A 25480-nucleotide genomic window follows, 5' to 3' on the forward strand; every position below is an offset into this window, starting at 1 on the left:
AATTGACCATTAATTTTGTAATATGATAAAATGCGGGAAAACGGTTTCAAAAGGTTTGATGAATATTTATTAATTTTATAACTACTAGGGGTCCTTCTATAATGGATGTAAAGATAAATAAATTTATTCGCAAATATTTGTTCTATTCCTTTAAGTCGACCATAATGACTCTCTATTTACCTATCATTGTTATTTTTATTTTCATTACTGGATGGGTGTCTACCCAGCTGGCAACGGCTCAAATTGAAGAGAATGCCTATAAAAATGTAAATGATACGATTTTCCAGACAAAGAATTACCTCGATAATATGCTATCAGATGTGTTTCAGCAATTAGTCTCTTTATCGAATGATCCAAGGATTCTATCATTAATAGATAAAGAGAAATCAGAGATAAAGCCAGAGTCGTATGTAGAGATTGATAATAATCTGAAGTTTATTTATTCAAGATACAACGTAATCCTTGACTCCGTTCTAGTGAATCTTAATCAAAATGATTTTTTACTTTATCATAGCAGCTATAATTCCAATCCAACGATAAAATATAATGACTATTTTGCCAATTTTAACGGAAACAAAGAAGGCTTTTATTGGAGAAATATTCATCATGATCAAGAATTTAATCAAAATAATCGAGTCCTGTCGATTTTTAGATTACTGGAAAAGCAGCATTCACCAGCAAAAGGGATTGTATTATTTAATTTACGAGCAGAATTTTTTGAGCAAGTATTGAATAAATCATTAATCGGAGATAATGGATATCTGACTTTGATTAGTCCTGATGGAATCTATGAATCAAAAACAGTAAAAAAGGATTACAAATTGGATCCATCCACTCTTCACTCTTTACAACATTTGCAAAAGGAAAAGGGTAAATTCTCTTATGAAAATGCTGCAGGAGAAAATATGATTGTGATTTACGATACATTAAGTGCGAATAACTGGAAAATAGCGGCTGTTATTCCTCAAGATGAAATTTTAAAAAAAGTGAATTACATTAAAGACTTTACGATTTTATTAATTGTATTGATGATCATTGGTGCCACATTTCTCACCAACATCGTTGGAAAATATATTTCAAAGCCTTTTAATAAAATGGCCAAACAAATGGGAATGATTGATAAACAACATCTTGATTTTGAGTTTGAAATGTCTGGCCCGGAAGAAATGAAGATTCTTCATACAGGATTTAAAGAGTTAATTGTTCGGATCAATACCTTATTGGAACAGATTCGGTTAGAACAAGAAGAGAAACGACAATTAGAATTTGCGATTATGCACGCCCAAATTAATCCACATTTTCTCTATAACACGATGTATTCGATTAAAGGATTGTGTGATATGGGGCTGAATAAGGATGCAAGTCAAATGATAACTGCCCTTTCGAGTTTTTTTCGAATTGGAATTAGCAAAGGGAAGGAAATCATTTCTATTCGCGAGGAAATGGAACATATTCAGCATTATCTGTTTATCCAGGAAATGCGCTACGGGGACGATTTTTCCTATGAAATAGCTGTGGATGAAGATATTTTATCCTATAATATTATTAAACTTTCTTTACAGCCGCTGATTGAAAATGCGATCTATCACGGGGTGAAGCGAAAACGGGGATTAGGCAAAATCACCATAAAGGGATATCAGAGGGATGATACGATCCATTTAGAGGTGATCGATAATGGGAATGGGATTGAACCGGATAAATTACAAGATATTTTGCAAGAAATAGAAGCCTCTTACCAAGAGAAGAAGAAATACCTTGGTATTGGCTTAAAAAGTGTTAATGAACGGATTAAAATTCACTTCGGAAACAATTTTGGTCTTACGATTGCAAGTGAACCTGGCAGTGGAACTGTAGTTAGCATTACGATTCCCAAAACAAAAGGGGAGATTAATGAGCATGCATAAAGTAATCGTTGTAGAAGATGATAGAATTATTCGCAGGGGCATATGTCAGTCCATTCCTTGGGAGGAACATGGTTTTGTGATTGCAGGAGAAGCAGGAGACGGTGAAATCGCACTGGAATTAATCGAAAAGGAACAGCCGCAGGTGGTCGTTTCCGATATTAATATGCCGTTCATGAGTGGTTTAGAAATGGCGAAACACATTAAAGAGAAAAGCCCCGAAACGAGAATTATTTTTCTGACAGGATATGAAGATTTTAAATATGCGCAAGAAGCGGTCAAATTAAAAGCGTATGACTATCTCTTAAAGCCGGTAGATTCAGAATATTTGCTCAAGAAGGCCAAGGAGGCTGCGGCTGATTGGGAGAAGGAAACCGTAATCGAAAAAAGAATGGTAGAGTCCTTGCCGCTGCTTCAACAGCAATTTTTTCAAAGGTTGACCAAAGAGGATGAATCCCGGATCGATGTAGAGAAGGAATTATTCGAGCTTGAGATCCAAATGGATGGTCCTTATTTTGCGGTTATTCTTGTTAAGCAGCCTTCTTTGTGGGATACAGACGTTCATCTTTTACAAAAAAAGCTGTCTTCAACGGTTCTTAACGAAATGAACAGCAGGGTGATGAAGGCGGATACAGATGAATTTGCCGTCCTGCTTTCCCTTGAAAACGAAAATGATGCAAGGAAGGGGCAGTTAGCTCAAGAATTGTTCCATATACTCAGTCATCAAACAAAGGATCCCATTACCATTACGTATGGCAGGACATATTCTAATATGTTCGAAGTGGGAAAATCCTTTCTAGAAGCCAGGCTGGCTATGGATATGAGGCATATTATGGGAACCGGCCGCGTGTTTTCTCTAGATGAAACCGTTTCTAAATGTGAACAAAAAGAAGATTACATCAAAGAATTAGAATGGAAATTAGAAAATCAAATAAAATTGGGACTGCCTGATAAAGCCGATGACGTACTGAGCGAGTTAAGCAAAGCGATTGTCGAGAGAAAAACAGTTCCATTATCTGATTTAAAGGTCCTTGCATTAAAATTTAGCACCATGCTCTTTTTTGAAATTGAAAAATGGAAAAAGGAAGATACCAATAGCTTTAACGCATCCGATATTTATAAGGATATTATGGAATTGCGGACGCTGACGGAAATGACCGAGATTCTGCATGGACTAATTGAGCAATGGTCGAATGCGATGTTTAAAAAGAAAGAAAAGAATTATTTAAGCCATGTCGACCAGGCGATCGAGTATATGAAGAACCATTTCCATGATAGTAGTTTAACCCTTCAAAAGGTAGCAGAGATCATTCATGTCAGCACCCCTTATTTAAGTAACCTCTTTAAATTGGAGAAAGGGTTTAATTTTGGAGATTACTTGTTGGAATTACGAATGAAGAAGGCGATGGAACTATTAGGTGGGGGAAATATAAAAACCTATGAAGTTTGTGAAAAAGTAGGCTATAGCAACCCTCAATATTTTGGTATTTGTTTCAAAAAGTATACAAGCTTTACACCGGCTGAGTTTAAGAAAAAGTTTAAATAGACATCCGAATGGAATCTTCTTTGAAAAAGAGGGCTCCATTTGGATGTTTTTTTAATTGTTCAAATTTTTAAGATTATCGTTTGAGATTTTAAGGACTTTGCCGCGATGAATTGTAACCCCTTTCATAGCTTTATATAATCAACGTGTGAGTTGCTGTAATCATGTAAATTTCCGAATCAGACACAATAGTGGGAGTGGAATTTATGAATAAATATACTATTTTATCAAAAATAACAGATTGCGGTGTAGTCGCGGTTGTTCGAGCCGACTCCTCCGAAGAGGCCGTAAAAATCTCAGAAGCCTGTGTGAGCGGAGGGATATCCGGGATTGAAGTGACCTTTACAGTTAAAGGTGCCGATGACGTGATTAAAGAGTTAGCGTCTGTTTATCAAAATCATTCGGATGTCGTCATTGGGGCGGGCACCGTTCTTGATGCTTCCACTGCAAGGATTGCCATTTTAGCTGGGGCACAGTTCATTGTCAGTCCATGTTTTGATGCAGATACAGCTAAATTATGTAATCTCTATCAAATTCCCTATATGCCAGGCTGTATGACGATCACAGAAATAAAACACGCGCTGGAATTTGGTTGTGACATTGTGAAGCTCTTCCCTGGAAGTGCTTATGGGCCGGACTTTATCAAGGCAGTAAAAGGGCCGCTTCCACAGGTGAATATTATGCCTACAGGCGGAGTGGACTTAGAAAATGTAGGTCAATGGATTAAAAATGGCTGTGCGGCTGTAGGCGTAGGCGGGAACTTATCAGCTCCGGCCAAAACAGGTCATTTTGAAAAAATCTCGGAATACGCAAGAGAATATGTAAAAAAAGTTCAGATTGCTAGAGAGGCGTAAACGATGAAAAAGATTATTACTCTAGGTGAAATCATGCTTAGGTTCTCGACAAATATTGGGGAGAGGCTCTTCAAGGCCGATCAGGTTCAGATGCACTATGGTGGAGCCGAAGCAAATGTGGCCGTTTCATTAGCTCGTTTCGGATACCATGTTCAATTTGTCAGTAAGGTGCCAGAAAACATGCTCGGATTGGCTGTCGACAGACACTTGCAATCAAATGGAGTCCAAACTGATTTTTTACTAAAGGGTGGAGAACGGCTAGGAACCTATTATGTAGAGTCAGGGGTCGGCCTTAGAAGTGCCCAAGTAACCTATGACCGGAAATACTCTAGTTTTTCACAATTAACGATAGAAGAAATCGACTTTGATGAAATTTTTCAAGATGCTTCCCTTTTTCATGTTACCGGTATTACTGCTGCCCTTTCTCCAAGTTTACGAGAGCTTGTTTTACACTCCTTGAAAAAAGCAAAGGAGCATGGAGTTACCACAAGCTTTGATTTTAACTATCGCGCAAAATTATGGAGCCAAGAAGAAGCTTCAGACACAATCAAGACATTCCTTCCATACGTGGATGGATGCTTTTGCGGAGAACTCGATGCGATTTATTTATTAGGAATTGAAAAAGCGGCGCCTGCATTAGAAGGCAGAGCCAAGCTCGAATATTATTATCAAAAAATAAAACAATTGTACCCAAACATCCGATTTATGAGCTCTACTTTCCGTCAGGTCATTTCAGCCTCGACTAATGCACTTCAAGGGAATTACTATCTCGATGGAGAGTTATACCAGTCAAAGGTTCATCAAATCGAACATATTGTAGAGCGGATTGGCGGCGGTGATGCCTTTGCTGCCGGAATCCTATATGGGATCGTTGAGGGAATGGCCCCCGAGGAGCTAGTAGAATTTGCCGCCGCTGCATCGGTATTGAAGCATACCGTGCATGGTGACTGCAACATCTTCTCACCGAATGAGATTAAAGAATTCGCCAGCCAGGCACCAGGGAAAATTGTTCGCTAACTATATTGAAGGAGGGATTCCAATATGGAAACTCGTTATGCAAATCACCCAGAAGAGATCAAGCGTTACAATACAGACGAATTAAGGAAGCATTTCCTTGTGGAAACACTTTTTGAACCAGGGATGGTTCATCTGACTTATACACATGTGGACCGGATGATTTTTGGCGGGGTCACTCCTGCAGAAGAGGAATTGACGATTAAGCTTGATAAACAGCTCGGTGTCAACTATTTCCTGGAGCGCCGTGAATTAGGAATCATTAATATTGGCGGTGACGGTTCTGTTATTCTTGATGGAGTCGAATATGAGATGCAGCGCCGTGATGGTCTTTATGTAGGCAAAGGCACAGAGGCGGTTCTTTTCCGTTCAAAGGATGCCAATAATCCTGCGAAGTTCTATATCAATTCTACTCCTGCTCATCATACGTATCCAACCGTCAAAATCGATATCAACAAAATTAAGCCGCTTGAGGCTGGTGAGCCAGGCACATTGAATGAAAGAAAAATTTATCAGTATGTTCATCCAAATGTTTGTGAAAGCTGCCAGCTGCAAATGGGACTAACGATGTTGTCACCAGGAAGTGTCTGGAACACGATGCCATGCCATACCCATGAGCGCCGGATGGAAGTGTACTTGTACTTTGATATGGAACCTGAAACTCGTGTTTTCCATTTCATGGGACAACCGAATGAAACAAGACATTTAGTCATTAAAAACGAGCAGGCTGCCATTTCTCCAAGCTGGTCAATCCATACAGGAACAGCCACCAGCAATTACACATTCATTTGGGGAATGTGCGGTGAAAATATTACCTATGATGATATGGACCATGTAAAAATGGAAGATTTGAGATAGAACGTAATAGATTAACAAACTAGGAGGTATAACAGATGACCATCCAATTAAATAATTTCTCACTAAACTTTTTCTCCCTGACCGGTAAGGTTGCGATTGTTACGGGAGGTAATACAGGATTAGGCCAAGGCTATGCCGTGGCACTTGCCAAGGCTGGTGCTGACCTATTTATAGTGACTCATGGGAACAATTGGGATGAAACCCGAGGGCTAATCGAGCAAGAGGGGCGCCGCGTCGAGTTTTTCCAAGCGGATTTATCGAATCGCGAAATCATAAAAGATGTGGCAGCCGCATGTGTTAGTGCTTATGGAAGAATTGATATATTAGTAAACAATGCTGGCACCATTCGCCGTGCACCGTTGCTTGAGTATACGCCAGAAGATTGGGATGCTGTAATGGAGCTCAACTTAAACTCTCTATATTTCTTAAGTCAAGAAGTAGCCAAAGTCATGGTGGAACAGAAAAGCGGCAAGATTATTAATGTTGCCTCCATGCTTTCTTTCCAAGGTGGAAAATTCGTACCGCCATACACTGCAAGCAAGCATGGGGTTGCAGGGGTAACCAAAGCATTTGCAAATGAATTAGCGCAATATGGCGTACAAATCAATGCGATTGCACCAGGATATGTGGAGACCGCCAATACAGCTCCAATTCTAGAAGACCAAGTGCGTAAAGCGGAAATCACCTCACGAATTCCGGCTGGCCGCTGGGCAACCCCTGCCGATTTAATGGGCGTGGTGGTGTTCTTAGCGAGCAGAGCATCTGACTATATGAACGGACATATTTTAGCAGTTGACGGCGGTTGGCTGGCTAGATAATTAAAAAAAGCCGTATCACATCGTGAAGTGATACGGCTTTTACCAAAATAACGGGGGATCAATATGGTTATAAATTTAGGAATCCGGGCCCATGATTTTGAAAACCTTTCCATAGAGGAGATAGCAAATGAGGCGGCAGCAAAAGGATTAACCTCTGTTCAGCTAGCACTAAGTAAAACCTTAAAAAATACTAATACGGGATTAGGAAGTTTAAGTCCTGGTTTTGCTCATACGATTAGATCTGTTTTTCATAAACGGGATATTCAAATTGCCGTACTAGGCTGCTATATCAACATGATCCATCCTGATCCAACGGAAAGAAGAAAAGGATTGGAACGTTTCAAAGAGCATCTTCGCTTTGCGAGGGATTTCGGCTGCAGCATTGTCGGAACGGAGACAGGAAATGTTCAGGCCGAAATATCGTATACAGAGGAAAACTTTAAGGAACGGCCGTTTCATGAAGTAGTCGAAAGTGTCAAAGAGCTAGTTTACGAGGCTGAACGATTTGGGGTGATTGTAGGGATCGAAGGAGGAATCAATCACCCAATACATACCCCTGGCCGGATGAAACGATTACTTGATGCTGTTCCTTCTAATAATCTTCAAGTTATCTATGACCCGGCCAACTTTATCTCACTCGATAATTATCAAAGTCAGGAAGCAGTTATGAAAGAAGCGTTTGAACTGTTTGGAGACAGGATGGTGATTCTGCATGCAAAGGATTTTATCATCGAGAATCAACAGGTCAAAATCGTCCCAGTGGGTCATGGCATGTTAAATTATGATGCGTTATTCAAATTATTAAAAAACAAAAAGCCCTATATGACAATGTTATTGGAAAGTACGAAGGAACCATTTATTGACGGAAGCATTGCATGCTTAAGGGAAAAATACGATAAAGCCTAATTTTAAAGAAAGACGGGGTGCCATCATGCGAAACTTTATGGATGAGAATTTTTTATTAAATAATGAAACTTCGGTTCGTTTGTATCATGAATATGCAAAGGATATGCCAATCATTGACTATCATTGCCATTTAAGTCCAAAGGAAATCTATGAAAATAAGAAATTCAAAAACATTACTGATATCTGGTTATACGGCGATCACTATAAATGGCGGTTAATGAGAAGTAATGGAATCGAAGAAGAGTACATTACCGGAAGTGCCAGTGATTATGATAAGTTCCTAGCTTGGGCAAAAACCGTTCCCATGACGATTGGGAATCCTTTGTTTAATTGGACCCATTTAGAGCTGCAGCGATTCTTTGGGATTGATCAGCTGTTAAACGAAGAAAGCGCCCCAGTTATTTGGGAGAAAGTGAATGCCTTACTAAATAGTGAAGGCTTTGGGGCAAGAGAGTTTATTAAAAAGTCTAATGTCCAGGTAGTTTGCACAACGGATGACCCTGTTGACAGCCTCGAATATCACAAACTACTAAAAGAAGAAAACGATTTTGATGTAAAGGTACTTCCTAGCTTCCGTCCAGATAAGGGGCTCGAAATTAATCGGGCTGGCTATCTAGATTGGGTGAAGAAGCTTGAAGCGGTGTCGGGTATTGAAATCGATTCGTATGACCGCTTTTTACAGGCACTTGAATCAAGAGTCCGGTTTTTCCACTCTGTTGGGGGAAGAGTGTCAGACCATGCCATTGATGTCATGATGTATGCCGATACAACCAAAGAAGAGGCAGCAAAGATTTTTAAAGATGCTTTAGATGGTAAGAACATCTCCATTGAAGCTGAAAAGAAATATAAAGCGTATACCTTAACCTTCCTTGGACAGCTGTATTCCGAGTTAGGCTGGGCGATGCAGTTTCATATTAATGCCTTAAGAAATAATAATGCCCGGATGTATGAGCAATTGGGGCCTGATACGGGATATGATTCGATCAATGACCAAGAAATTGCCAAGCCTTTGGTCCAGTTACTAAATGCGATGGAGCAGGAAAACGCCCTGCCGAAAACCATTATTTATTCGTTAAACCCAAAAGATAATGCTGTTATTGCTGCGATAATCGGCAGCTTCCAAGGAGGAGGCATTCCTGGGAAAATCCAATTTGGGACCGCTTGGTGGTTTAATGATAATAAGTCCGGAATGCTTGATCAAATGCAAGCCTTAGCCAATGTTGGTCTTTTCAGCCGATTTATCGGGATGCTGACAGATTCACGAAGTTTTCTATCGTATACAAGGCATGAATATTTTAGAAGATTATACTGCTATCTCATTGGTGAATGGGTAGAAAATGGTGAAGTACCGAATAATACGGAGTATTTGGGTGAAATCGTCCAAGGAATCGCCTACAAAAATGCAAAAGAGTATTTTCAATTTTAATTGCCCGATTGGCGGGGAGGTGCGCAATGGAACAATTAAATAAAGGCTTAGTCAAAGATTTGCAAACATATCCGGAAAAAGTCCTGCAATTTGGCGAGGGGAATTTCCTCAGGGCATTTGTAGATTGGCAAATTGATGTCATGAATAAGAAAAGTCTTTTTAACGGCAGTGTTGTGGTGGTACAGCCGCGCGGCCAGGAAAAGGTCGAAAAGCTTAATCAACAGGATGGCCTCTATACCCTCTATTTACAAGGGCTGAAGGAAGGAAAAGCGGTTAAGGAGCATTCCATCATCACCAGCATTAGCAGAGGAATTAATCTGTTTAATCAGTATGATCAATATCTTGAACTGGCTTCGAATCCTGAACTGCGGTTTATTTTTTCCAATACGACAGAAGCAGGTATTGCCTTTAATGAAAATGATCGGTTAGAAGACCGGCCGCAAAAGAGCTTTCCAGGAAAATTAACTGCCTTTTTGTATCATCGGTTTATTGCCTTTCAAGGTGATCGGAAAAAAGGCTTTATCATTATTCCGTGTGAACTGATTGATCAAAGTGGTGAAAAATTAAAGCAAATCGTCCTGAAATATGCAGAACAATGGAATCTTGGTGAAGAGTTTATCCAGTGGATCCATGATGCGAATGCCTTTTGCTCGAGCCTTGTCGATCGGATTGTCCCAGGCTACCCTCGGGATACGATTGAAGAAATCACAGAGGAGCTGGGCTACAAAGATGACCTCGTTGTAGCGGGTGAACAATACCAGCAATGGGTCATAGAAGGACCGCAATGGATTCGCGAGGAATTTCCGGCCCATTTAGCAGGGCTAAATACTTTAGTTGTCGATGACCTCACCCCTTATCGAACGAGAAAAGTCCGGATACTAAATGGTGCCCATACAGCGATGACACCCGTTTCCTACTTATATGGAATTGATACGGTTGCAGAAGCAGTTGGCCATGAAGTGGTCGGGCAATTTGTAAAAGAACTTATATACGACGAAATTATTCCAGTCTTGGATCAGCCAATCGATGAATTACATGCCTTTGCAGATGCGGTATTAGATCGATTCAAGAATCCATTTATCCAACATTTCGTATTAAGCATTTCACTTAATTCAATGTCTAAATTTAAGACACGAGATTTACCAACATTACTAGACTATTATCATCAAAAACAGGAACTGCCGAGAAAACTCGTTTTCTCTTTTGCTGCACTTCTTTCCTTCTATAAAGGAAAGAGAGGACAGGAATCGATTGCACTATCAGACGACCAGGATGTATTGGAATTATTCCAGGAGCAATGGGGTCAATATAATGGCAGCTTTGAAAGTCTCAGGGCTATCGCTCGGAGTGTGTTAGGGTACGAAAAAGTGTGGGAGCAGGATTTAAATCAAGTGCCTGGATTAACGGATGCGATTTCCAATGACCTTTACGAGATTGAATCATTGGGAATGAAAAAGGCGGTAGAATCCCTTATAGGTCAAAAGACAGCCAAATAGTGGGGGGAAAGCAAATGTTGGATATCATTCAGATCCATGATATAGACAATGTGGTAGTGGCATTAAAGGATTTAGCTGCAGGTCAAACATTTACTGTGGATGAAGTCATCATTGAACTGAAGGACGATGTACCAAGAGGACATAAAATAGCGGTTAAAGATATTGCTGTCGATGAACATGTGGTGAAGTATGGCTATCCGATTGGGCATGCCGTTAAAGCAATTGTTGTGGGGGAACATGTTCATACCCATAATACAAAAACGAACTTAGATGGGATTCAGGAGTATCAATATAATCAAAAGCTTAATACGGTCCAATATGAAAAGGAGGACCTAACATTCCAGGGATTCAGAAGAAGAAATGGCAATGTTGGGATAAGAAATGAACTTTGGATTGTTCCAACGGTAGGCTGTGTCAATGGTGTGGCCGAAAGAATGATTAAGCTGTTCGAAAAAGAAGTGGGCGATTTAAGTCCTTTCGAAAATGTTCTAGTCTTAAAGCATAATTATGGCTGCTCCCAATTAGGGGATGACCATGACAATACGAAGAAAATCTTAAGAGATGCCGTACTGCACCCGAATGCCGGCGGTGTCCTGGTTCTTGGACTTGGCTGTGAAAACAATAATTTATATGAATTTAAAGAAAGCCTGGGAGAATACGATGAAACCCGAGTGAAGTTTCTCGTTTCCCAGGAAGTGACCGATGAAATTGAAGCGGGCGTTGCGTTCCTTAAGGAAATCTATGAAAATGCGAAGGGCGATAAGCGAGAGACCGTCCCGCTATCGGAATTAAAGGTTGGCCTGAAATGCGGTGGTTCTGATGGATTTTCAGGGATCACGGCCAATCCGCTTTTAGGAAGATTCTCGGATTTCTTGGTTGCCCAAGGTGGAACAACGGTGCTGACAGAGGTGCCTGAAATGTTCGGTGCCGAAACGATTCTAATGGAGCGTGCAGCTGACAAGGAAGTCTTTGAAAAAACAGTGGACCTAATTAATGAATTCAAAGAATACTTTATTGAAAATAAACAGCCAGTCTACGAAAATCCTTCACCTGGGAATAAAGCAGGCGGTATTACTACTTTGGAGGATAAATCTCTCGGCTGCACTCAAAAAGCAGGTACATCGATTGTAACCGACGTCCTTAAATATGGTGAAAGATTAACACAAAAAGGCCTAAACCTGTTAAGCGCTCCTGGGAATGATCTTGTTGCTTCATCTGCTTTAGCGGCTGCAGGCTGTCAATTAGTTCTATTTACGACCGGCCGCGGCACACCGTTTGGAGCCTTTGTACCAACGATGAAGATTTCAACTAATACACCCATTTACGAAGCCAAACCGCATTGGATTGACTTTAATGCCGGAGTGCTTTTGGAAAAGGAGTCAGATGTGGTGTTACGTGAATTTATTCAATACATCATTTCAGTGGCCAGCGGTGAATGGGTAAATAACGAAAAAAATGATTTTCGAGAGATTGCTATTTTTAAAACCGGAGTGACGTTGTAGCTAGTATTTTTATTTGGCTGTGTTTAAGACCATTGTTGATTTTTTACCCCCTGTTGATTGGAGTGGAGGGCGCGAGACTCCTGCGGGATATAGAGGTCACTGGAGACCCCGCAGGCGCCAAAGCGCCGAGGAGGCTCTAGGACCTCCCCGCGGAAAGCGAAGCGCCTGGAGCGGAAATCAACAGGAAAGTTTAACACAGCATTTTTAATTAAGAAATGCTGGTACCCTACAAATATTCATGATCAAACAGGGTGTCGTTTAGATGAGCGACACCTTTTGTTTATCACCAAATGAAAAGGTGGGAATTGAGATGATCGGTAAAAAATATCCTTCAGAAATGAAAGAGTATATTGATCAGAAAACAGGAAAGGTCGTTAAACAATTAACATCTAATGGGTCCAATAATTTTCATTTTTACTTTACTGATAATTCTTTTACGCTAGGTGATAAAGAAATCTATTTCTTATCTGATCGGTCATCTCCAATACCGAGAATCTACAATCTTTTTAAAATGGATCTTGAAACAGGGGAAATGATACAAATGACCGATGAACCCGAAGGAATAGCTCCCAGCTTTCATACCAAACCACCTGAAAGTGACATTATTGTTTATGTAACAGGAAGGTTACTCAAGAAATTGGATGTCACTACAATGGAAACATCAGTACTATATGAGGAAAGGCCAGGAATTAAATTAGGGCACCCGCACATTTCAGCTGATAAAAAGTATGTGGGGATGGCTAGAAATGAAAGCGTAGAAATTGAAAGAGGAGCAAATTACAAAGGATTTAAAGAGAGCATGTTTGCCATAAAAAAAGGGTGGATTACCCTGATCAGTCTGGATGGGAAGCAGGCCTTTGATGTTTTTGAGGATACCCATCAATTAGGTCACTTTCAATTCTCACCGATCCATAATAGCTTAGCCACTTTTTGTCACGAGGGTCCGTGGAATCTTGTTCAACAAAGAATTTGGCTGTTGGATATTCGGGCAAGGTCTGTTGAGCCGGTTTACCGGCAGGAGGAAGATGATTGTATTGGACATGAGTTTTGGACAAATGATGGAAAAATCTTTTTCGATAATCGCCGAAAGGGGCATGATGGAACCATTACGGTACATAAAACCCAAGCAACGATTCAAGTAAAGCCCGAAACCAAACAAGTCCCCTTTGTAGGATTTACGGATGAAAATGGAAAATTATCGAGAAAGATTGATGTACCATATTATTGCAATCATTATCACAGCAATCGTGATAATACGCTATTAGTCGGTGATGATGTGGAGGACTTAGTATTAATTGATATAAGCGGGAAAACAGCATCGATTCAAACCTTATGTTCCCACCACACAAGCTGGAATAACCAACAGACACACTGCCATCCTACCTTTAGCTGGAACAATGAAAAAATCCTATTTGCCTCAGACCGAGAGGGAGTCTGTAATCTATATTTAGTAGATGTACCAAAATAATTTGCCGGGAGGAAAATGAATGTTTACATTTGGAGAGCAGATAAAGTCGGAGCCAACGGAAGAAGGGGTAAAGAGGAAGGTTTTAAGTTATGGCGGGAGTTTAATGATGACAGAAGTAACGTTTAAGAAAGACGCCATTGGCAGCATCCATTCCCATCCCCATGAACAGATTAGTTATATCAGCCAAGGTAGCTTTGAGTTCAACTTGGCTGGGGAAATTCAGAAGGTAGGGAAAGGGGATAGTATTTACATTCCCTCCAATGCGCTGCACGGGGTCAAAGCACTGGAAGAGAACTCAGTAATTTTAGATGTATTTACCCCCCAGAGGGCTGACTTTTTAAAGTAATAGAAGACAAGGGGGAACTGTCCTCATGGAGCGTTCATGAAGACAAAACACAGGCAGGGAAAGCGAAACCTGTCCTTATAAATCGTATATTAATAGAATGGGTGTCAGATTAAGCTATGGCACCCATTTCTGTATACCAAAATCAAAGTCCTGCTCGATACCAATCGATAAATATTATTGACTCTTTCTGTATTTTTAATTATTATATGTTTAAACACTTAAACATATAAACATTTGAAAATATTGGAGGACAAGATAAAATGAAAAAGACAGCATTAATTACAGGAGCAACAAGCGGTTTAGGATATGAATTTGTCAAATTGTTTGCCAATGACAAATACAATTTAGTCCTAGTGGCTAGAGACGAAGAGAAACTAAAGGAAATCAAACAATCCTATTCCCAATTAGAAGTAACCGTCATCCCGAAAGACTTGAGTGTCATTGGGGCAGCAAAAGAAGTATTTAAAGAGATCGAAAATAGTGGAATTATCATTGATGTTCTCGTTAATAATGCTGGTTTCGGGTTAATGGGTACATTTGATGAACTGGATATCCAAAAACAGCTAAATATGATTCAATTAAATATAACTGCACTAACGGAATTAACCTATTACTGTCTGCAAAAAATGAAACAAAGGAATGTTGGCAGAATCTTAAATGTAGCAAGTACTGCAGCATTTCAGCCAGGACCGCAAATGGCAGTGTACTATGCAACCAAAGCCTATGTGCTTTCATTTTCTGAAGCCCTAGTGGAAGAGCTATCCGGTAGTTCGGTTACTGTGACAACCCTCTGCCCAGGTCCAACGAAAACCAACTTTGGAGCGGTGGCCAATGTTGAGGGCACTAAAATGTTCAGCAGGGCGATGGCATCTGATCAGGTGGCAAAGAGTGGATATAAAGCATTGATGAGTGGGAAGCGCGTGGTGGTCACGGGAGGATTCAATAAGGCAGGTGCAGTTGGAGCTAAATTTATGCCAAGAAGTCTAGCCGCTAAAGTTGCCAAGTATGTTGCAGAGGAAAAGTAATGATAGTTGGAGGAATTTTTTAATATGGCACAGCAAGCTATTGATGTTTTCAGGTCATGTATCCCATTATTTAACGCTTTAAGTGATCCGGCAAGACAGGACATTATCCTAATGCTTGCAGAACAGGAGCCATTAAGTGTAAACGAAATTGCCGAGCAATCGAACCTCTCACGCCCGGCCATTTCCCATCATTTAAAAATCATGCGCGACAATCACCTTGTTAAACTAGAACAGAAAGGGACACAGCGCTATTATTCTCTTTCTTTAGATCAAAGTGTCAAACAATTGAAGCAGCTCATTGAAATCGTTGAGAGTGAGTGTATTCTTTAGCTCTCTCCGGAATTCAACCTAATAGATAAACGGAAAGGTGAGATTTACATTTGGAAAAAGTTTGGGCAACCGTAAATGGCATATTAATAGCAGATGATCCAGAGACATTTGTTACCAGAAGGATTAAAGAAGTAAATCTGGAATTCGGCGGGATTCGCGGGGATCGCCACTTTGGCATAACGAGCAAGGCGGATTCGAGACAGCCAATGTATCCAAGAGGGACAGAAATTCTGAACCGCCGTCAAATAACGATTGTGTCCGAAGAAGAATTAGACAGGATTGCAGAAGAATTAAAGGTCGAATTGGTGCTGCCTGAGTGGCTGGGGGCTAATCTTTTTATAAAAGGATTTCCGGATCTAACGAAACTCACGATGGGCTCGCGCATCCTATTTCCAAGTGGTGCAGGGCTAATATGTATGGGGGAAAATATGCCTTGTACCTTGCCTGGAGATGAAATCCAAAAGCATTACGAAGATCACGAGAGGTTGTCTTTCCGTTTTGTGCGTGCAGGCTATAAGCGGCGCGGCATCGTATGTGCAGTAGAAAGGCCCGGAAAAATTCATGAAAATGATGAAGTTCAGATTTTAGTTAATGATTTTACCAACCCGATGCAGTAAATAAAGGTGTATATGCTTCTGACTACTCTTATTTAGTTGATTCAGAGTATTTTTACATTTCTTTAACCGTATTTACCTAATCCATACAGTATTTCCATTAATGCTTAATGTTTTCCAGTTAAACTAGCAATAGATTGAAAAACATTAAGGAGGAATTTTACTTTATGGAAAATCAAAACGGCATGAATCGGCGCGATTTCTTAAAAGCGGGAGGTATGAGCACACTTGCACTTACACTTGGAACAACTGGGGTCTTAACACTCGGTTCAAAAGCATTTGCGGATACTGCTAGTAATCCAACAAGCGGCTTTGGCGGATATGGTCCACTAGTTCCTGATCCAAATGGGATTCTTGATCTTCCAAAAGGGTTCCATTACAAAATTATCTCCGAAGAGGGCGGTCAACTGACAAACGGCGGAAAAATCCCAGGTGCCTTTGATGGAATGGCTGCTTTTGAAGGTCCTAATAATACGACGATTCTGGTTCGGAATCATGAATTGAGTCCAGGTGCCGCAAATCCGGTAGTCGGAACCAAGCCTTTTGATGCGGCTGCAGCAGGAGGTACAACGGCTTTGGTTGTAGCACCAAATCGTGAAGTTATCAAAGAATATGTAACCTCTTCAGGTACAATCCGAAATTGTGCAGGAGGAGCTACACCATGGGGAACCTGGTTGACTTGTGAAGAAACACGTTCCGAAACTCACGGTTATGTATTCGAAGTGGATCCGACACAGCCGGAGAACGAAATGTCCAGAACCCCTATCAAGGAAATGGGGCGCTTTTCACACGAAGCATGTGCCATCGACCCGGCGACAGGATATGTATACCTGACTGAGGATGCATCTCCAAGTTATTTCTACCGTTTTATCCCGAATGACACCAGCCAAAAACCAGGTGCCCTGCAAAAAGGCGGCAAGCTTTATGCGGCGGCGATTGAAGAGGTAACCGACCCATCAGCAAGCACCTTTAAAACTGGACAAACCTTTAAGATTGTTTGGAAGGAACTAGATCCTCATTTCTGCCGTGAGGATGCAGCTAAACAAAACTGTATCAAGTTTAAAAAGCTGGAAGGAGCGTTCTTCCAAGCGGGTGTGTTCTGGTTTGATGACAGCTCTGCAGGCGCGAAAAATCTTGGACGCATTTACCGCTACATTCCTGCTACCAATACCTTGGAGCTTTTCTATGAGGCTACCGATGCTAAAGACATGGAATCGCCGGATAATATTGCCATGACTCCTTGGGGCGATCTTTGGTTCGTAGAAGATGGAGCAGGAGACGATCGCCTTATGGGGATTACTCCTGAAGGCAAAATCTATCCTTTTGCCCACAATCGTCTAAATGCATCGGAAATGACAGGCCCTACCTTCTCGCCTGACGGAAACACACTTTTTGTCAATATTCAAAGCCCAGGCAAAACCTTTGCCATCTGGGGTCCATTCCAGCGCCATAACGCTGCACGTGCTAGAGAAATGTCCTACGCTGCTCCTTCAAAGCAATTTGCACCACAAGTTTCAGACAAGGTAGCTGCTTTTGCTGAGCGTAACGGGATGTCCATTCTTGAAGCGGCTGCATTTGAGCGCCACGGACTTAAGATTTAATCATTATATGAATCTATTAAAAGATGTAAACCCGTACCGTACCGGGTTTACATCTTTTTTCTTTTTCACTTATGTTTTAAAATCGATTACAATTGTTTCTAAAAAAAGAAGTCTTAGCACAGGAGCTAAGACTTCTTTCTTCATTTACACAGCCAGAGTGGTTTCTTGCTTTCGCCTATAAACCACTCTGGATAATAGAACGCTGCACTCATATAGGAAGATCAGCGGAATGACTACCAAAATGTCAGATAGAAAATCTGGAGGAGTGATGAAGATTGCGATTAAAACTAGTATAAAGTAGGCGTATTTTCGAATCTTTTGCAATCGATAAGGGTTCAAAACTCCGACGCTGGTCAAGAACATGATAATCACCGGAAGTTCAAATAAAAAACCAAATGGGAGCGTCATATTAATTAAAAATTTAAAGTACTTTTCGGTTGTAAAAAAGGTCATAAACATGTCCTCTGACATGGAGAGGAGGAATTGAAAAACCATTGGAAAAATGACAAAATATCCGAAGCAAATTCCCGTAAAAAATAGAAGGAATAAAGCTGGAATATAAGCAAGCGTTATTTTACGTTCCTTTTCTTTCAATGCCGGCCGGACAAATAGCCAAGTTTGATAGGCGGCCATTGGAATCGTTCCAGCAATGGCCGTAACACTTGAAAGGATCATATAGACCCATAAAATATCGCTAGGTCCTAAAATGGCCAGCTTTACTTCCAGGTCCTTCACTAGCCAGTGATAAAGGTCTTGTGCATAGATAAAGGAAGCGATAAAGAGCAAGATAAAGGTTCCTAATACGAAAATGAGACGTTTGCGCAGTTCTTCAAAATGACCAATAAGGTCCATATCGTGGGTTTTCATTGGGCCTCCTTATAAAAAAGAAGATGCAAGCCTCTTACATCCTCTTAAAAAATGATATGTTTTAAATGGCTTTTTCCTCTTTTTTGGGCTGTGATTTTTCCGGCTCTTCATCAGAAACTAAATCTCTTGTAGATTTTTTGAATTCCTTTAATGTTGAGCCAACGGCTTTTCCTAATTCCGGCAGTTTGGAAGGGCCGAAAATGATTAAGGCAATTACTAGAATAAGAATCAATCCCGGAATCCCAATATTTTGAAGCATGTAAAATTCCTCCTCATATATGGCTTTTTTTTCTTTTCCTTAACTATGATTATAGGTAACTACATTCACTATGTTAATTAAGGGGATGTAAAGAATTGTTAAAAAACTATTAACTTATTTTTTAGCGAATAGGTAATTTCTCAGGATTCATTGTGATATAGATTTCATTTATTTTTTCATTAGAAATATAAAAACTAAGGATACTTTGAATCTTATTATTCATGTATATCACGATTGCTGGTTGGCTATTGATATTTTTAACTTCAAAATAAGTATCATCAGGTGCCTTTTTTATGACCCCATATAATAAGGCAAGAACGTTGGGTACAGACACTATTGGACGTACCGCAGCCGTGACTTTTCCTCCGCCGTCGGAAAATAGTGTGACATTATCCGAAAGTAGTTCTAATAAGACGGTTGTATTTTGCATTTGAAACGCTGCTATAAAGCGATTTATGATTGACTTATTCCTTTCATAGCTTAAGCTTTCACCTTCAACAAGTAAGACCTTTTGTTTAGCCCTGCTAAAAATTTTCCTGCAGTTTTCTTCTTTCTTTTCAATGATGTTAGCAATCTCTGAGTATGAGAAATCAAATGCCTCTCTTAAAAGGAGAACTGCTCGTTCATCAGGTGCCAAATGCTCCATCATTCGTAAATAGGCAATACTCAATCCTTCTTTTTGGATAATCATTTCAGATGGATCAAAGGCATGTAATTTCTCTAGTAATAATGGCTCTGGATTCCAAGGTCCCACATACTGCTCTCGTTTGGATCTTGCAGACTTTAATACATCAAGACAGCGGTTCGTTAACATTTTGCAGAGATACGCTTTCTTATTCGTTATGGTCTCCTCATTGATTTGGTAAGCTTTTAGAAAAGTATCATGGACAATATCTTCTGCCTCCGCTACTGAACCTAACATCCGATATCCTAATGAAAAGAGCAATGGTTTATATAGTTGGTAATCTTCGTTCGATATTTGCACTATTTTTCCTCATTTCGTTAAAAATGATTTCTTCAGCTGCTTGTTTTCCACTTCTGACGGCTCCGTCTGCCAAAATGGAGTCGGGAGAAGCCCAGTCACCAGCTATATATAATCCCGGAATAGCTGTTTTAGAACGCTGCAGCTTGGACTCATCTCCTATTTGAGGTAAACGATGGTTCACCGTAATGTTAGGGATAAAGCGACTTGAAATCACATATTGCTGCCACCCGGGCTGCAGCTTATCTAAAAATTGTTCCAGCTCGTCTTTAATACTTGTTCCATCAATTTGATCATCTGGGTGTAAATATTTAAATACATGAAGAACGGCACTCTTATTATCATCGGAAAGACGGGCATAATTTGAATGGACTGAATAATAAAGGGGATCAGTGATGCCCAGGGCGAACAATTGCTTTGGGTTAGGAAGCTGTGTTAGAGCAACATCTAATGTTGCCCCTCTTATTGGGGTTATTTGGGCATAAAAATGGTTTTGATCAAGATTAAGCTTTTCAACTAACAGTTCGTGAAGTTCTTGAGGGCTAGAGGTGCAAATTACATATTTTCCGAGAATTTCTTCATTATTAGATAGAACTAATTTAAATTGGCCTTGTGGGGCGGGGGAAATTTGTTTAACACGAGTATGTGATTGAACTTGAACACCTGCGAGGATGGCTTTATTGTGAAGCTGGTCAATGATTGTTTGCCAGCCGCTATCTAGATAAAGTACGCCGCCCATCGCATTTTTCATATTCGACACCATTACTTTTGCGCTCACCATTTCAGGAGCATGACAATAGGTTGCAAGTCTTCCAAGTGTATAAAGTAGTGATTCAACCATTTTAGAGCGGGCTGTTTGCTGAACCCATTGCTGGAAGGTTTGCTCTGCCAATTTTTCCGGATCTGCACTCATCAATTTCAACAAAACCGAAACCCATTCCAACCGTTCTTTCCCATTTAAAAGATTTGTTGTAAACAGTTCTAAAGGAGAAAATGGAGCAGCATACTCGATATTGTTTTCAATTAATATGCCCCCTGTTTTGGGTGATTTTCCATTCAGATTTATCTTTAATTCTTCGAGAATAGACTTGGCTTTTCCTTTTTTATAAAGGGCATGCGGGCCTTGATTCAAATACTGTTGATTGATCCTGTTCGTTCTAGCCCTCCCGCCAACATTTTTTCCTTTTTCTAATATTAAAATAGATAAATTGGTTTTAGCTAAATAATTAGCTGCAACATACCCAGCTATTCCGCCGCCAACAATAACAATATCCCATTTTTGAGTCATATGATAACCTCCAAAAATTTTTTCATAAATCAAGACGACTAAGGGGGGATGGATGTGACAGGGTATTTAATAAAAAGTTCGTCAGACCATGCCAAAATATATTAAAATAAATGAAAATGTGAAATTTAGGAGGTACCTGCCTTGAAAGTAGCTATTGCACAATTATCTACGAGCGTTGATAAAGCCTCTAATTTAGAGAAGGCGATCCAATACATTGCGAAGGCAAAAGGGATGGGCGCAGATTTAGTGGTTTTACCGGAATTTTATATGGTACTGGCAACTCCGAAGACTGGCGTGCTGCCGGCGGAAGCAGCGGAACCATTGGATGGCCATTTTGTTTCCGCTCTTAAAGAGGCCGCCAGAAGAAACGAAATCTATGTTGTTTGTGGAATGTATGAATCGAAAGCGGGTGATAACGGGCGAGCTTATAATACAACTGTATTTATTGATCGTTCGGGCCAACTCTTACATTCCTATCGAAAGACACATTTATATGATGCATTCAGTTTTAAAGAGTCTGATACCATTATCCCTGGTGAAAATAAATATAAAGTAGTAGAAACAGAGTTTGGAAAAATTGGTTTAATGGTCTGCTACGAGTTGAGGTTTCCAGAAATCGCAAGACAGTTTGCGCTTCAGGAGGCGGATGTACTGCTTGTCCCGGCAGGATGGATGGCGGGTCCTATGAAAGAGGATCACTGGCAGACGCTTATTCGCGCAAGAGCGATTGAAAACACGATGTTCGTCCTTGGAGCAGACTTAGTTGGTCCTGAGTTTGCCGGCCGTAGTCTGGTCGTGGACCCGATGGGGGTTGTTATTGCAAGCGGAGGAGAAGAAGAAACCCTTATTCTTGCCGATTTGGATTTAGAGCGGATCGAACGAGTCAGAGAAAAGCTGCCCAGCGTAAAACACAGAAAGCCGGAATTTTACCAGTGACAAGCAACATCTGAAATTTGTCTGAAATACGTGGAAAGAGGAAAATTGTTTTTATGGAGCGTCCATGAGGACAAAAAAGCAGGGTGGAAACATGGAACCAGTCCTCATGGAGCGTCCATGAGGACAAAAAAGCAGGGTGGAAACAAGGAACCTGTCCTCATGGAGTGTTCATGAGGACAGAAAATCAGTTGGAAACAAGGAAACTGTCTACATGAATGACCCATAAAGGCAAATATACATAAGATGAAACGTAAAAGTGTCCCAATTTATAAGACCACTTCAAATTCTTTAACGTATACGGCACTTCCAGTGATTTCAATATCAAATTTATCTTTATTTTTCGTAACATGCACCCTTACCCGGCCATCCTTATCCATTTCCTGCCCTTGTTCTACTAAGAGCTCTAACGTTTTTTCAAAATGGCTGTTTATGTAAGAGGCAAAATAAGCTCCCATCACTCCTGAAGCAGTACCAGTTACAGGGTCCTCGATTGTTCCGGAATAAGGGGAGGAAAAGTGCCGGGCGTGCATATGGGCATTATCATCATACGTTTCTAAGCAAAAGGGATGAAGAGATGCTTTGGGCCGTTCCTTTAAGAGAGAAGGAAATAGCTCATTATTCGGTGTCATCTTTTTAAAAGTCTCGAGTTTTTTTATTGGAAGCAATAAAGTCCATATACCCGTACTGCCATATAAAATGGGCAAAGTGTCATCAATATCCTCTTTAACCAGCCCAATCGAGTTAGCTAAAGCTTCTACAGATCCTGTAAATTCCTTAAATTGTGGTGAAGCCTGCTTCATTGTAATCTGAATGTCAGCATCTGAAAGCGCACCAATCTTTATGGGCAAAATACCTGCAAGTGTCTCGATAGTTAAGGTATCTTTTTGCTTTAGTAATCCCTTCTTTTTTAAAGCATAGATGGCTGCCATTGTCCCGTGGCCACAAAGGTCCATCTCGTGGCCAGGTGTAAAATAACGGATTCTTAGATCAGCTGCCTCCGAATTCATGATAAAAGCTGTTTCATTAAATCCTGCTTTAAAGGCTATTTCTTGCATTTCGTTATTTGTAAGGTTGTCACCGTTTAAAACTACTCCCGCTGGATTCCCTTTATCGGGCTCTTTACTAAATGCATCATAATGAAAAACCGTCACTGATTTCATGCTTCATTTCCCCCTTTGATCAATGAAGTTCCTTTTTTATATACTGATTTCAAAATGCCGCTTGATAGACTGACAAGTATTGAAGAGGGCATCTGCTAGCTTCTCTTCATTGCCATAAAAACGAGTAGATGGGAGTGGGATCGAAACAGCATTTAAACCTCCCATTCGATCCATAACAACTGTACCCACGGCACAAATCCCACGAATATGCTCTTCTCTAGCAAAAGCAACCCCGTTCTTACGAACCGTTTCTAATTCTTTTAACAGTTCATCCCGGCATGAAATTGTATAATCCGTAAATTGTTGCAGCTGCTCTGGTAACAGGTTCTCCACCTCAGTAATCGGCAACGCCGCGAGTATGGCTTTTCCATTTGCTGTGCAATGTAATGGAAAAGAGGCACCGGGTTGTGAAGTCGCTTGCAATGGATGCGGAGCGATAATTTGATCCACAAAAAGCATCTTACCATTATCTAATACGGCGAGGTCTACCGTTTCATTGACTTGCTGTGATAATTGGATTAAAAATGGCCTAATTTCTTCCCTTAAATCACGATGGACAGCAGCGGCAAGCATTGCAATTTCAGGTCCCAGACGGAAACCGCCGTTAGCAGAAGCTGCTGTTACAAACCTTTCCTGTTCCAGTGTCATAACCACTCGTTGAACGGTTGATCGGGCAAGACCCACTTCTTTGGCAATTTGTGATAGGCTTAAACCTTTAGGATGATCTCGAAGAGCCCTCAGTATATTAGCAGCACGAGAGATTACTTGAACACTGGATGTTTTCGTTTGATCCTGAATATCGTTGTTCAAAAGAATAAGCTCCTTCCTATATATCCATTCCATTATAACTAAAACTTGAATAGATTATGTGTCATGAATATTCATTGACTTTTTTTTATTCGCACCTCTATAATTGATTTAACCATTATGCAATATAACTGTATCACAATGCGGTTATTGTTTAAAAGCTATCAACCTATAACTTTTAACTTAAAATTCAAAAATAGATGAGGGATATAGATGAGTTTAGTTAAGCTTGGGGTAATCGGGATAGGAAATATAGGCAGTTCACATGTTCAAATGCTGAACAGTGGACAAATTAATGGTGCTGTATTAACAGCAGTTTGCAGCAGCAACGAAAGCCGAATCGCCTGGGTGAAGTCCCACGTAAAGAGCGATGTGAAAATTTTCACGGACGAAGAGACCTTTTTCAATGAATCAGGATGCGATGCTATTCTAATTGCTACACCGCATTACAGTCATCCAGAGCTTGCTAAAAAAGCCTTTGCGAAGGGGAAACATGTCCTCATCGAAAAACCGGCCGGAGTCTACACGAAAAATGTGCTGGAAATGAATGCTGCGGCGAAAGCTTGTGGGAAAGTGTTCGGCATCATGTATAACCAAAGGGCAAACCCCCTTTATCAAAAAATTCGGGATATCATTCAATCAGGCCAGCTGGGCGATTTAAAACGGACAAATTGGATTACCACGGATGCTTACCGGTCACAAAGCTATTACGATTCAAGTAAATGGCGAGCCACATGGAAAGGGGAAGGCGGAGGTGTCCTCTTAAATCAGGCCCTTCACCAATTAGATATTTGGCAGTGGACAACGGGTGTTATGCCAAAGCGCATTCGATCAGTGTGCAGTATAGGAAAGTATCATGATATTGAAGTAGAAGATGATGTAACAGCATTTGTGGAATATGAAAATGGTGCAACAGGTGTGTTTATTGCTTCGACAGGAGAAGCACCGGGTACGAATCGTTACGAGATTGTCGGTGACCATGGGAAAATCGTGGTTGAAAATGAGCAACTTATTTTTTATCAATTAATACAATCAGAGCGTGAATTTAATTCCTCTTATACAGGCGGATTTGGTCAGCCAGAGTACAAAAAAATAAATATCCCTATAAAAAGTGAAAACTCGAATCATGGCATCATTGTTCAAAACTGGATTGATGCGATTGTGAAAGGTTCTCCGCTACTTTCACCAGGGGAGGATGGTGTAAAGGCACTGGAAATTTCAAATGCCATCTACTTATCCTCCTGGTTAAACGAAACAGTAGAATTACCAGTAGATGTAGACCAATATTATGAAAAATTACAACAAAAAATCAACTCGTCCACTTTTGAGAAAAAGCATGTCACGAACAGTACATTAGATGTGACCGGTACACATTAAGGTTAGTAACCACGAAACCAATTAGCTGTTCTTAAAAAATAACTAAGTGGCTGTTAAAATACATCAATTTGTCCAACAACCATAAATTAGGTAAAATATAGA

24 protein-coding genes are annotated in these 25480 nt (G+C 40.4%); 18 read left to right on the forward strand and 6 right to left on the reverse strand.

What is annotated here, in order from left to right:
- The first annotated feature begins 101 nt into the window (after positions 1-101).
- The 16 genes from V7161_RS03475 to V7161_RS03550 all read left to right on the forward strand — a co-directional run bounded on the left by V7161_RS03475 (position 102) and on the right by V7161_RS03550 (position 17702).
- Positions 102-1904, forward strand: coding sequence for a sensor histidine kinase (locus V7161_RS03475; protein ID WP_335442292.1), 1803 nt, complete (start codon positions 102-104; stop codon positions 1902-1904).
- Positions 1891-3447 (forward strand): response regulator, encoded by a 1557-nt coding sequence (locus V7161_RS03480; RefSeq protein ID WP_335442293.1) that lies wholly within the window; start codon positions 1891-1893, stop codon positions 3445-3447. The genes V7161_RS03475 and V7161_RS03480 overlap by 14 nt, the downstream gene beginning before the upstream one ends.
- A gap of 203 nt (positions 3448-3650) precedes the next feature.
- Complete coding sequence (locus V7161_RS03485) at positions 3651-4298, forward strand: bifunctional 4-hydroxy-2-oxoglutarate aldolase/2-dehydro-3-deoxy-phosphogluconate aldolase (RefSeq protein ID WP_335442294.1); 648 nt, start codon at positions 3651-3653, stop codon at positions 4296-4298.
- A 3-nt stretch (positions 4299-4301) separates the two neighbouring features.
- Positions 4302-5315, forward strand: a complete 1014-nt coding sequence (locus tag V7161_RS03490) for a sugar kinase (protein WP_335442295.1) — start codon at positions 4302-4304, stop codon at positions 5313-5315.
- Between the two features lie 24 nt (positions 5316-5339).
- Positions 5340-6170, forward strand: a complete 831-nt coding sequence (gene kduI, locus V7161_RS03495) for a 5-dehydro-4-deoxy-D-glucuronate isomerase (protein ID WP_335442296.1) — start codon at positions 5340-5342, stop codon at positions 6168-6170.
- Positions 6171-6211: 41 nt separating this feature from the next.
- Positions 6212-6988, forward strand: a complete 777-nt coding sequence (gene kduD / locus V7161_RS03500; protein ID WP_335442368.1) for a 2-dehydro-3-deoxy-D-gluconate 5-dehydrogenase KduD — start codon at positions 6212-6214, stop codon at positions 6986-6988.
- 63 nt (positions 6989-7051) lie between these two features.
- Positions 7052-7894, forward strand: coding sequence for a sugar phosphate isomerase/epimerase family protein (locus V7161_RS03505; protein ID WP_335442297.1), 843 nt, complete (start codon positions 7052-7054; stop codon positions 7892-7894).
- Between the two features lie 25 nt (positions 7895-7919).
- Positions 7920-9320 (forward strand): glucuronate isomerase, encoded by a 1401-nt coding sequence (uxaC, locus tag V7161_RS03510; RefSeq protein WP_335442298.1) that lies wholly within the window; start codon positions 7920-7922, stop codon positions 9318-9320.
- 26 nt (positions 9321-9346) lie between these two features.
- The gene (locus V7161_RS03515) at positions 9347-10816 is read left to right on the forward strand and encodes a tagaturonate reductase (RefSeq protein WP_335442299.1); all 1470 of its coding nucleotides are present in this window, start codon (positions 9347-9349) and stop codon (positions 10814-10816) included.
- Between the two features lie 14 nt (positions 10817-10830).
- Positions 10831-12318 (forward strand): UxaA family hydrolase, encoded by a 1488-nt coding sequence (locus V7161_RS03520; protein WP_335442300.1) that lies wholly within the window; start codon positions 10831-10833, stop codon positions 12316-12318.
- A gap of 262 nt (positions 12319-12580) precedes the next feature.
- A complete protein-coding gene (locus V7161_RS03525) occupies positions 12581-13786 on the forward strand; it encodes an oligogalacturonate lyase family protein (protein WP_335442302.1) in 1206 nt (401 codons plus the stop codon).
- 19 nt (positions 13787-13805) lie between these two features.
- The gene (locus tag V7161_RS03530) at positions 13806-14132 is read left to right on the forward strand and encodes a cupin domain-containing protein (protein ID WP_335442303.1); all 327 of its coding nucleotides are present in this window, start codon (positions 13806-13808) and stop codon (positions 14130-14132) included.
- Positions 14133-14392: 260 nt separating this feature from the next.
- Positions 14393-15157: an SDR family NAD(P)-dependent oxidoreductase gene (locus V7161_RS03535; RefSeq protein WP_335442305.1), complete on the forward strand. Its 765-nt coding sequence runs from the start codon at positions 14393-14395 to the stop codon at positions 15155-15157.
- Between the two features lie 24 nt (positions 15158-15181).
- On the forward strand, positions 15182-15487 hold the full coding sequence (locus tag V7161_RS03540) for an ArsR/SmtB family transcription factor (RefSeq protein ID WP_289989864.1): 306 nt from the start codon (positions 15182-15184) through the stop codon (positions 15485-15487).
- A 50-nt stretch (positions 15488-15537) separates the two neighbouring features.
- A complete protein-coding gene (locus V7161_RS03545; RefSeq protein ID WP_335442306.1) occupies positions 15538-16104 on the forward strand; it encodes an MOSC domain-containing protein in 567 nt (188 codons plus the stop codon).
- A 164-nt stretch (positions 16105-16268) separates the two neighbouring features.
- The gene (locus V7161_RS03550; RefSeq protein WP_335442307.1) at positions 16269-17702 is read left to right on the forward strand and encodes an alkaline phosphatase PhoX; all 1434 of its coding nucleotides are present in this window, start codon (positions 16269-16271) and stop codon (positions 17700-17702) included.
- Positions 17703-17846: 144 nt separating this feature from the next.
- Here V7161_RS03550 and tatC read toward each other — a convergent pair whose 3' ends face one another.
- The 4 genes from tatC to V7161_RS03570 all read right to left on the reverse strand — a co-directional run bounded on the left by tatC (position 17847) and on the right by V7161_RS03570 (position 21098).
- Positions 17847-18569, reverse strand: coding sequence for a twin-arginine translocase subunit TatC (gene tatC, locus V7161_RS03555; protein WP_335442309.1), 723 nt, complete (start codon positions 18567-18569; stop codon positions 17847-17849).
- Positions 18570-18630: 61 nt separating this feature from the next.
- On the reverse strand, positions 18631-18828 hold the full coding sequence (locus tag V7161_RS03560) for a twin-arginine translocase TatA/TatE family subunit (protein ID WP_335442310.1): 198 nt from the start codon (positions 18826-18828) through the stop codon (positions 18631-18633).
- Between the two features lie 121 nt (positions 18829-18949).
- Entirely contained in the window at positions 18950-19813 is an 864-nt protein-coding gene (locus tag V7161_RS03565) for an RNA polymerase sigma-70 factor (protein WP_335442312.1), read from the reverse strand.
- Positions 19779-21098: a phytoene desaturase family protein gene (locus V7161_RS03570; RefSeq protein ID WP_335442315.1), complete on the reverse strand. Its 1320-nt coding sequence runs from the start codon at positions 21096-21098 to the stop codon at positions 19779-19781. Before V7161_RS03570 ends, V7161_RS03565 begins: the two co-directional genes overlap by 35 nt.
- 141 nt (positions 21099-21239) lie before the next feature.
- Between V7161_RS03570 and V7161_RS03575 the strand changes: the two genes are divergently transcribed.
- Positions 21240-22034, forward strand: coding sequence for a carbon-nitrogen hydrolase family protein (locus V7161_RS03575; protein ID WP_335442317.1), 795 nt, complete (start codon positions 21240-21242; stop codon positions 22032-22034).
- Positions 22035-22300: 266 nt separating this feature from the next.
- Here the strand turns inward: V7161_RS03575 and V7161_RS03580 are convergent, their stop codons facing one another.
- Complete coding sequence (locus V7161_RS03580) at positions 22301-23194, reverse strand: PhzF family phenazine biosynthesis isomerase (RefSeq protein WP_335442319.1); 894 nt, start codon at positions 23192-23194, stop codon at positions 22301-22303.
- 36 nt (positions 23195-23230) lie between these two features.
- Complete coding sequence (locus V7161_RS03585; RefSeq protein ID WP_335442320.1) at positions 23231-24004, reverse strand: IclR family transcriptional regulator; 774 nt, start codon at positions 24002-24004, stop codon at positions 23231-23233.
- 210 nt (positions 24005-24214) lie between these two features.
- Between V7161_RS03585 and V7161_RS03590 the strand changes: the two genes are divergently transcribed.
- Positions 24215-25378, forward strand: coding sequence for a Gfo/Idh/MocA family protein (locus tag V7161_RS03590; RefSeq protein ID WP_335442322.1), 1164 nt, complete (start codon positions 24215-24217; stop codon positions 25376-25378).
- Positions 25379-25480: the final 102 nt, after the last annotated feature.

Origin of the sequence: Neobacillus drentensis (assembly GCF_036965425.1) — a bacterium.
GTDB lineage: Bacteria > Bacillota > Bacilli > Bacillales > Cytobacillaceae > Neobacillus > Neobacillus drentensis_F.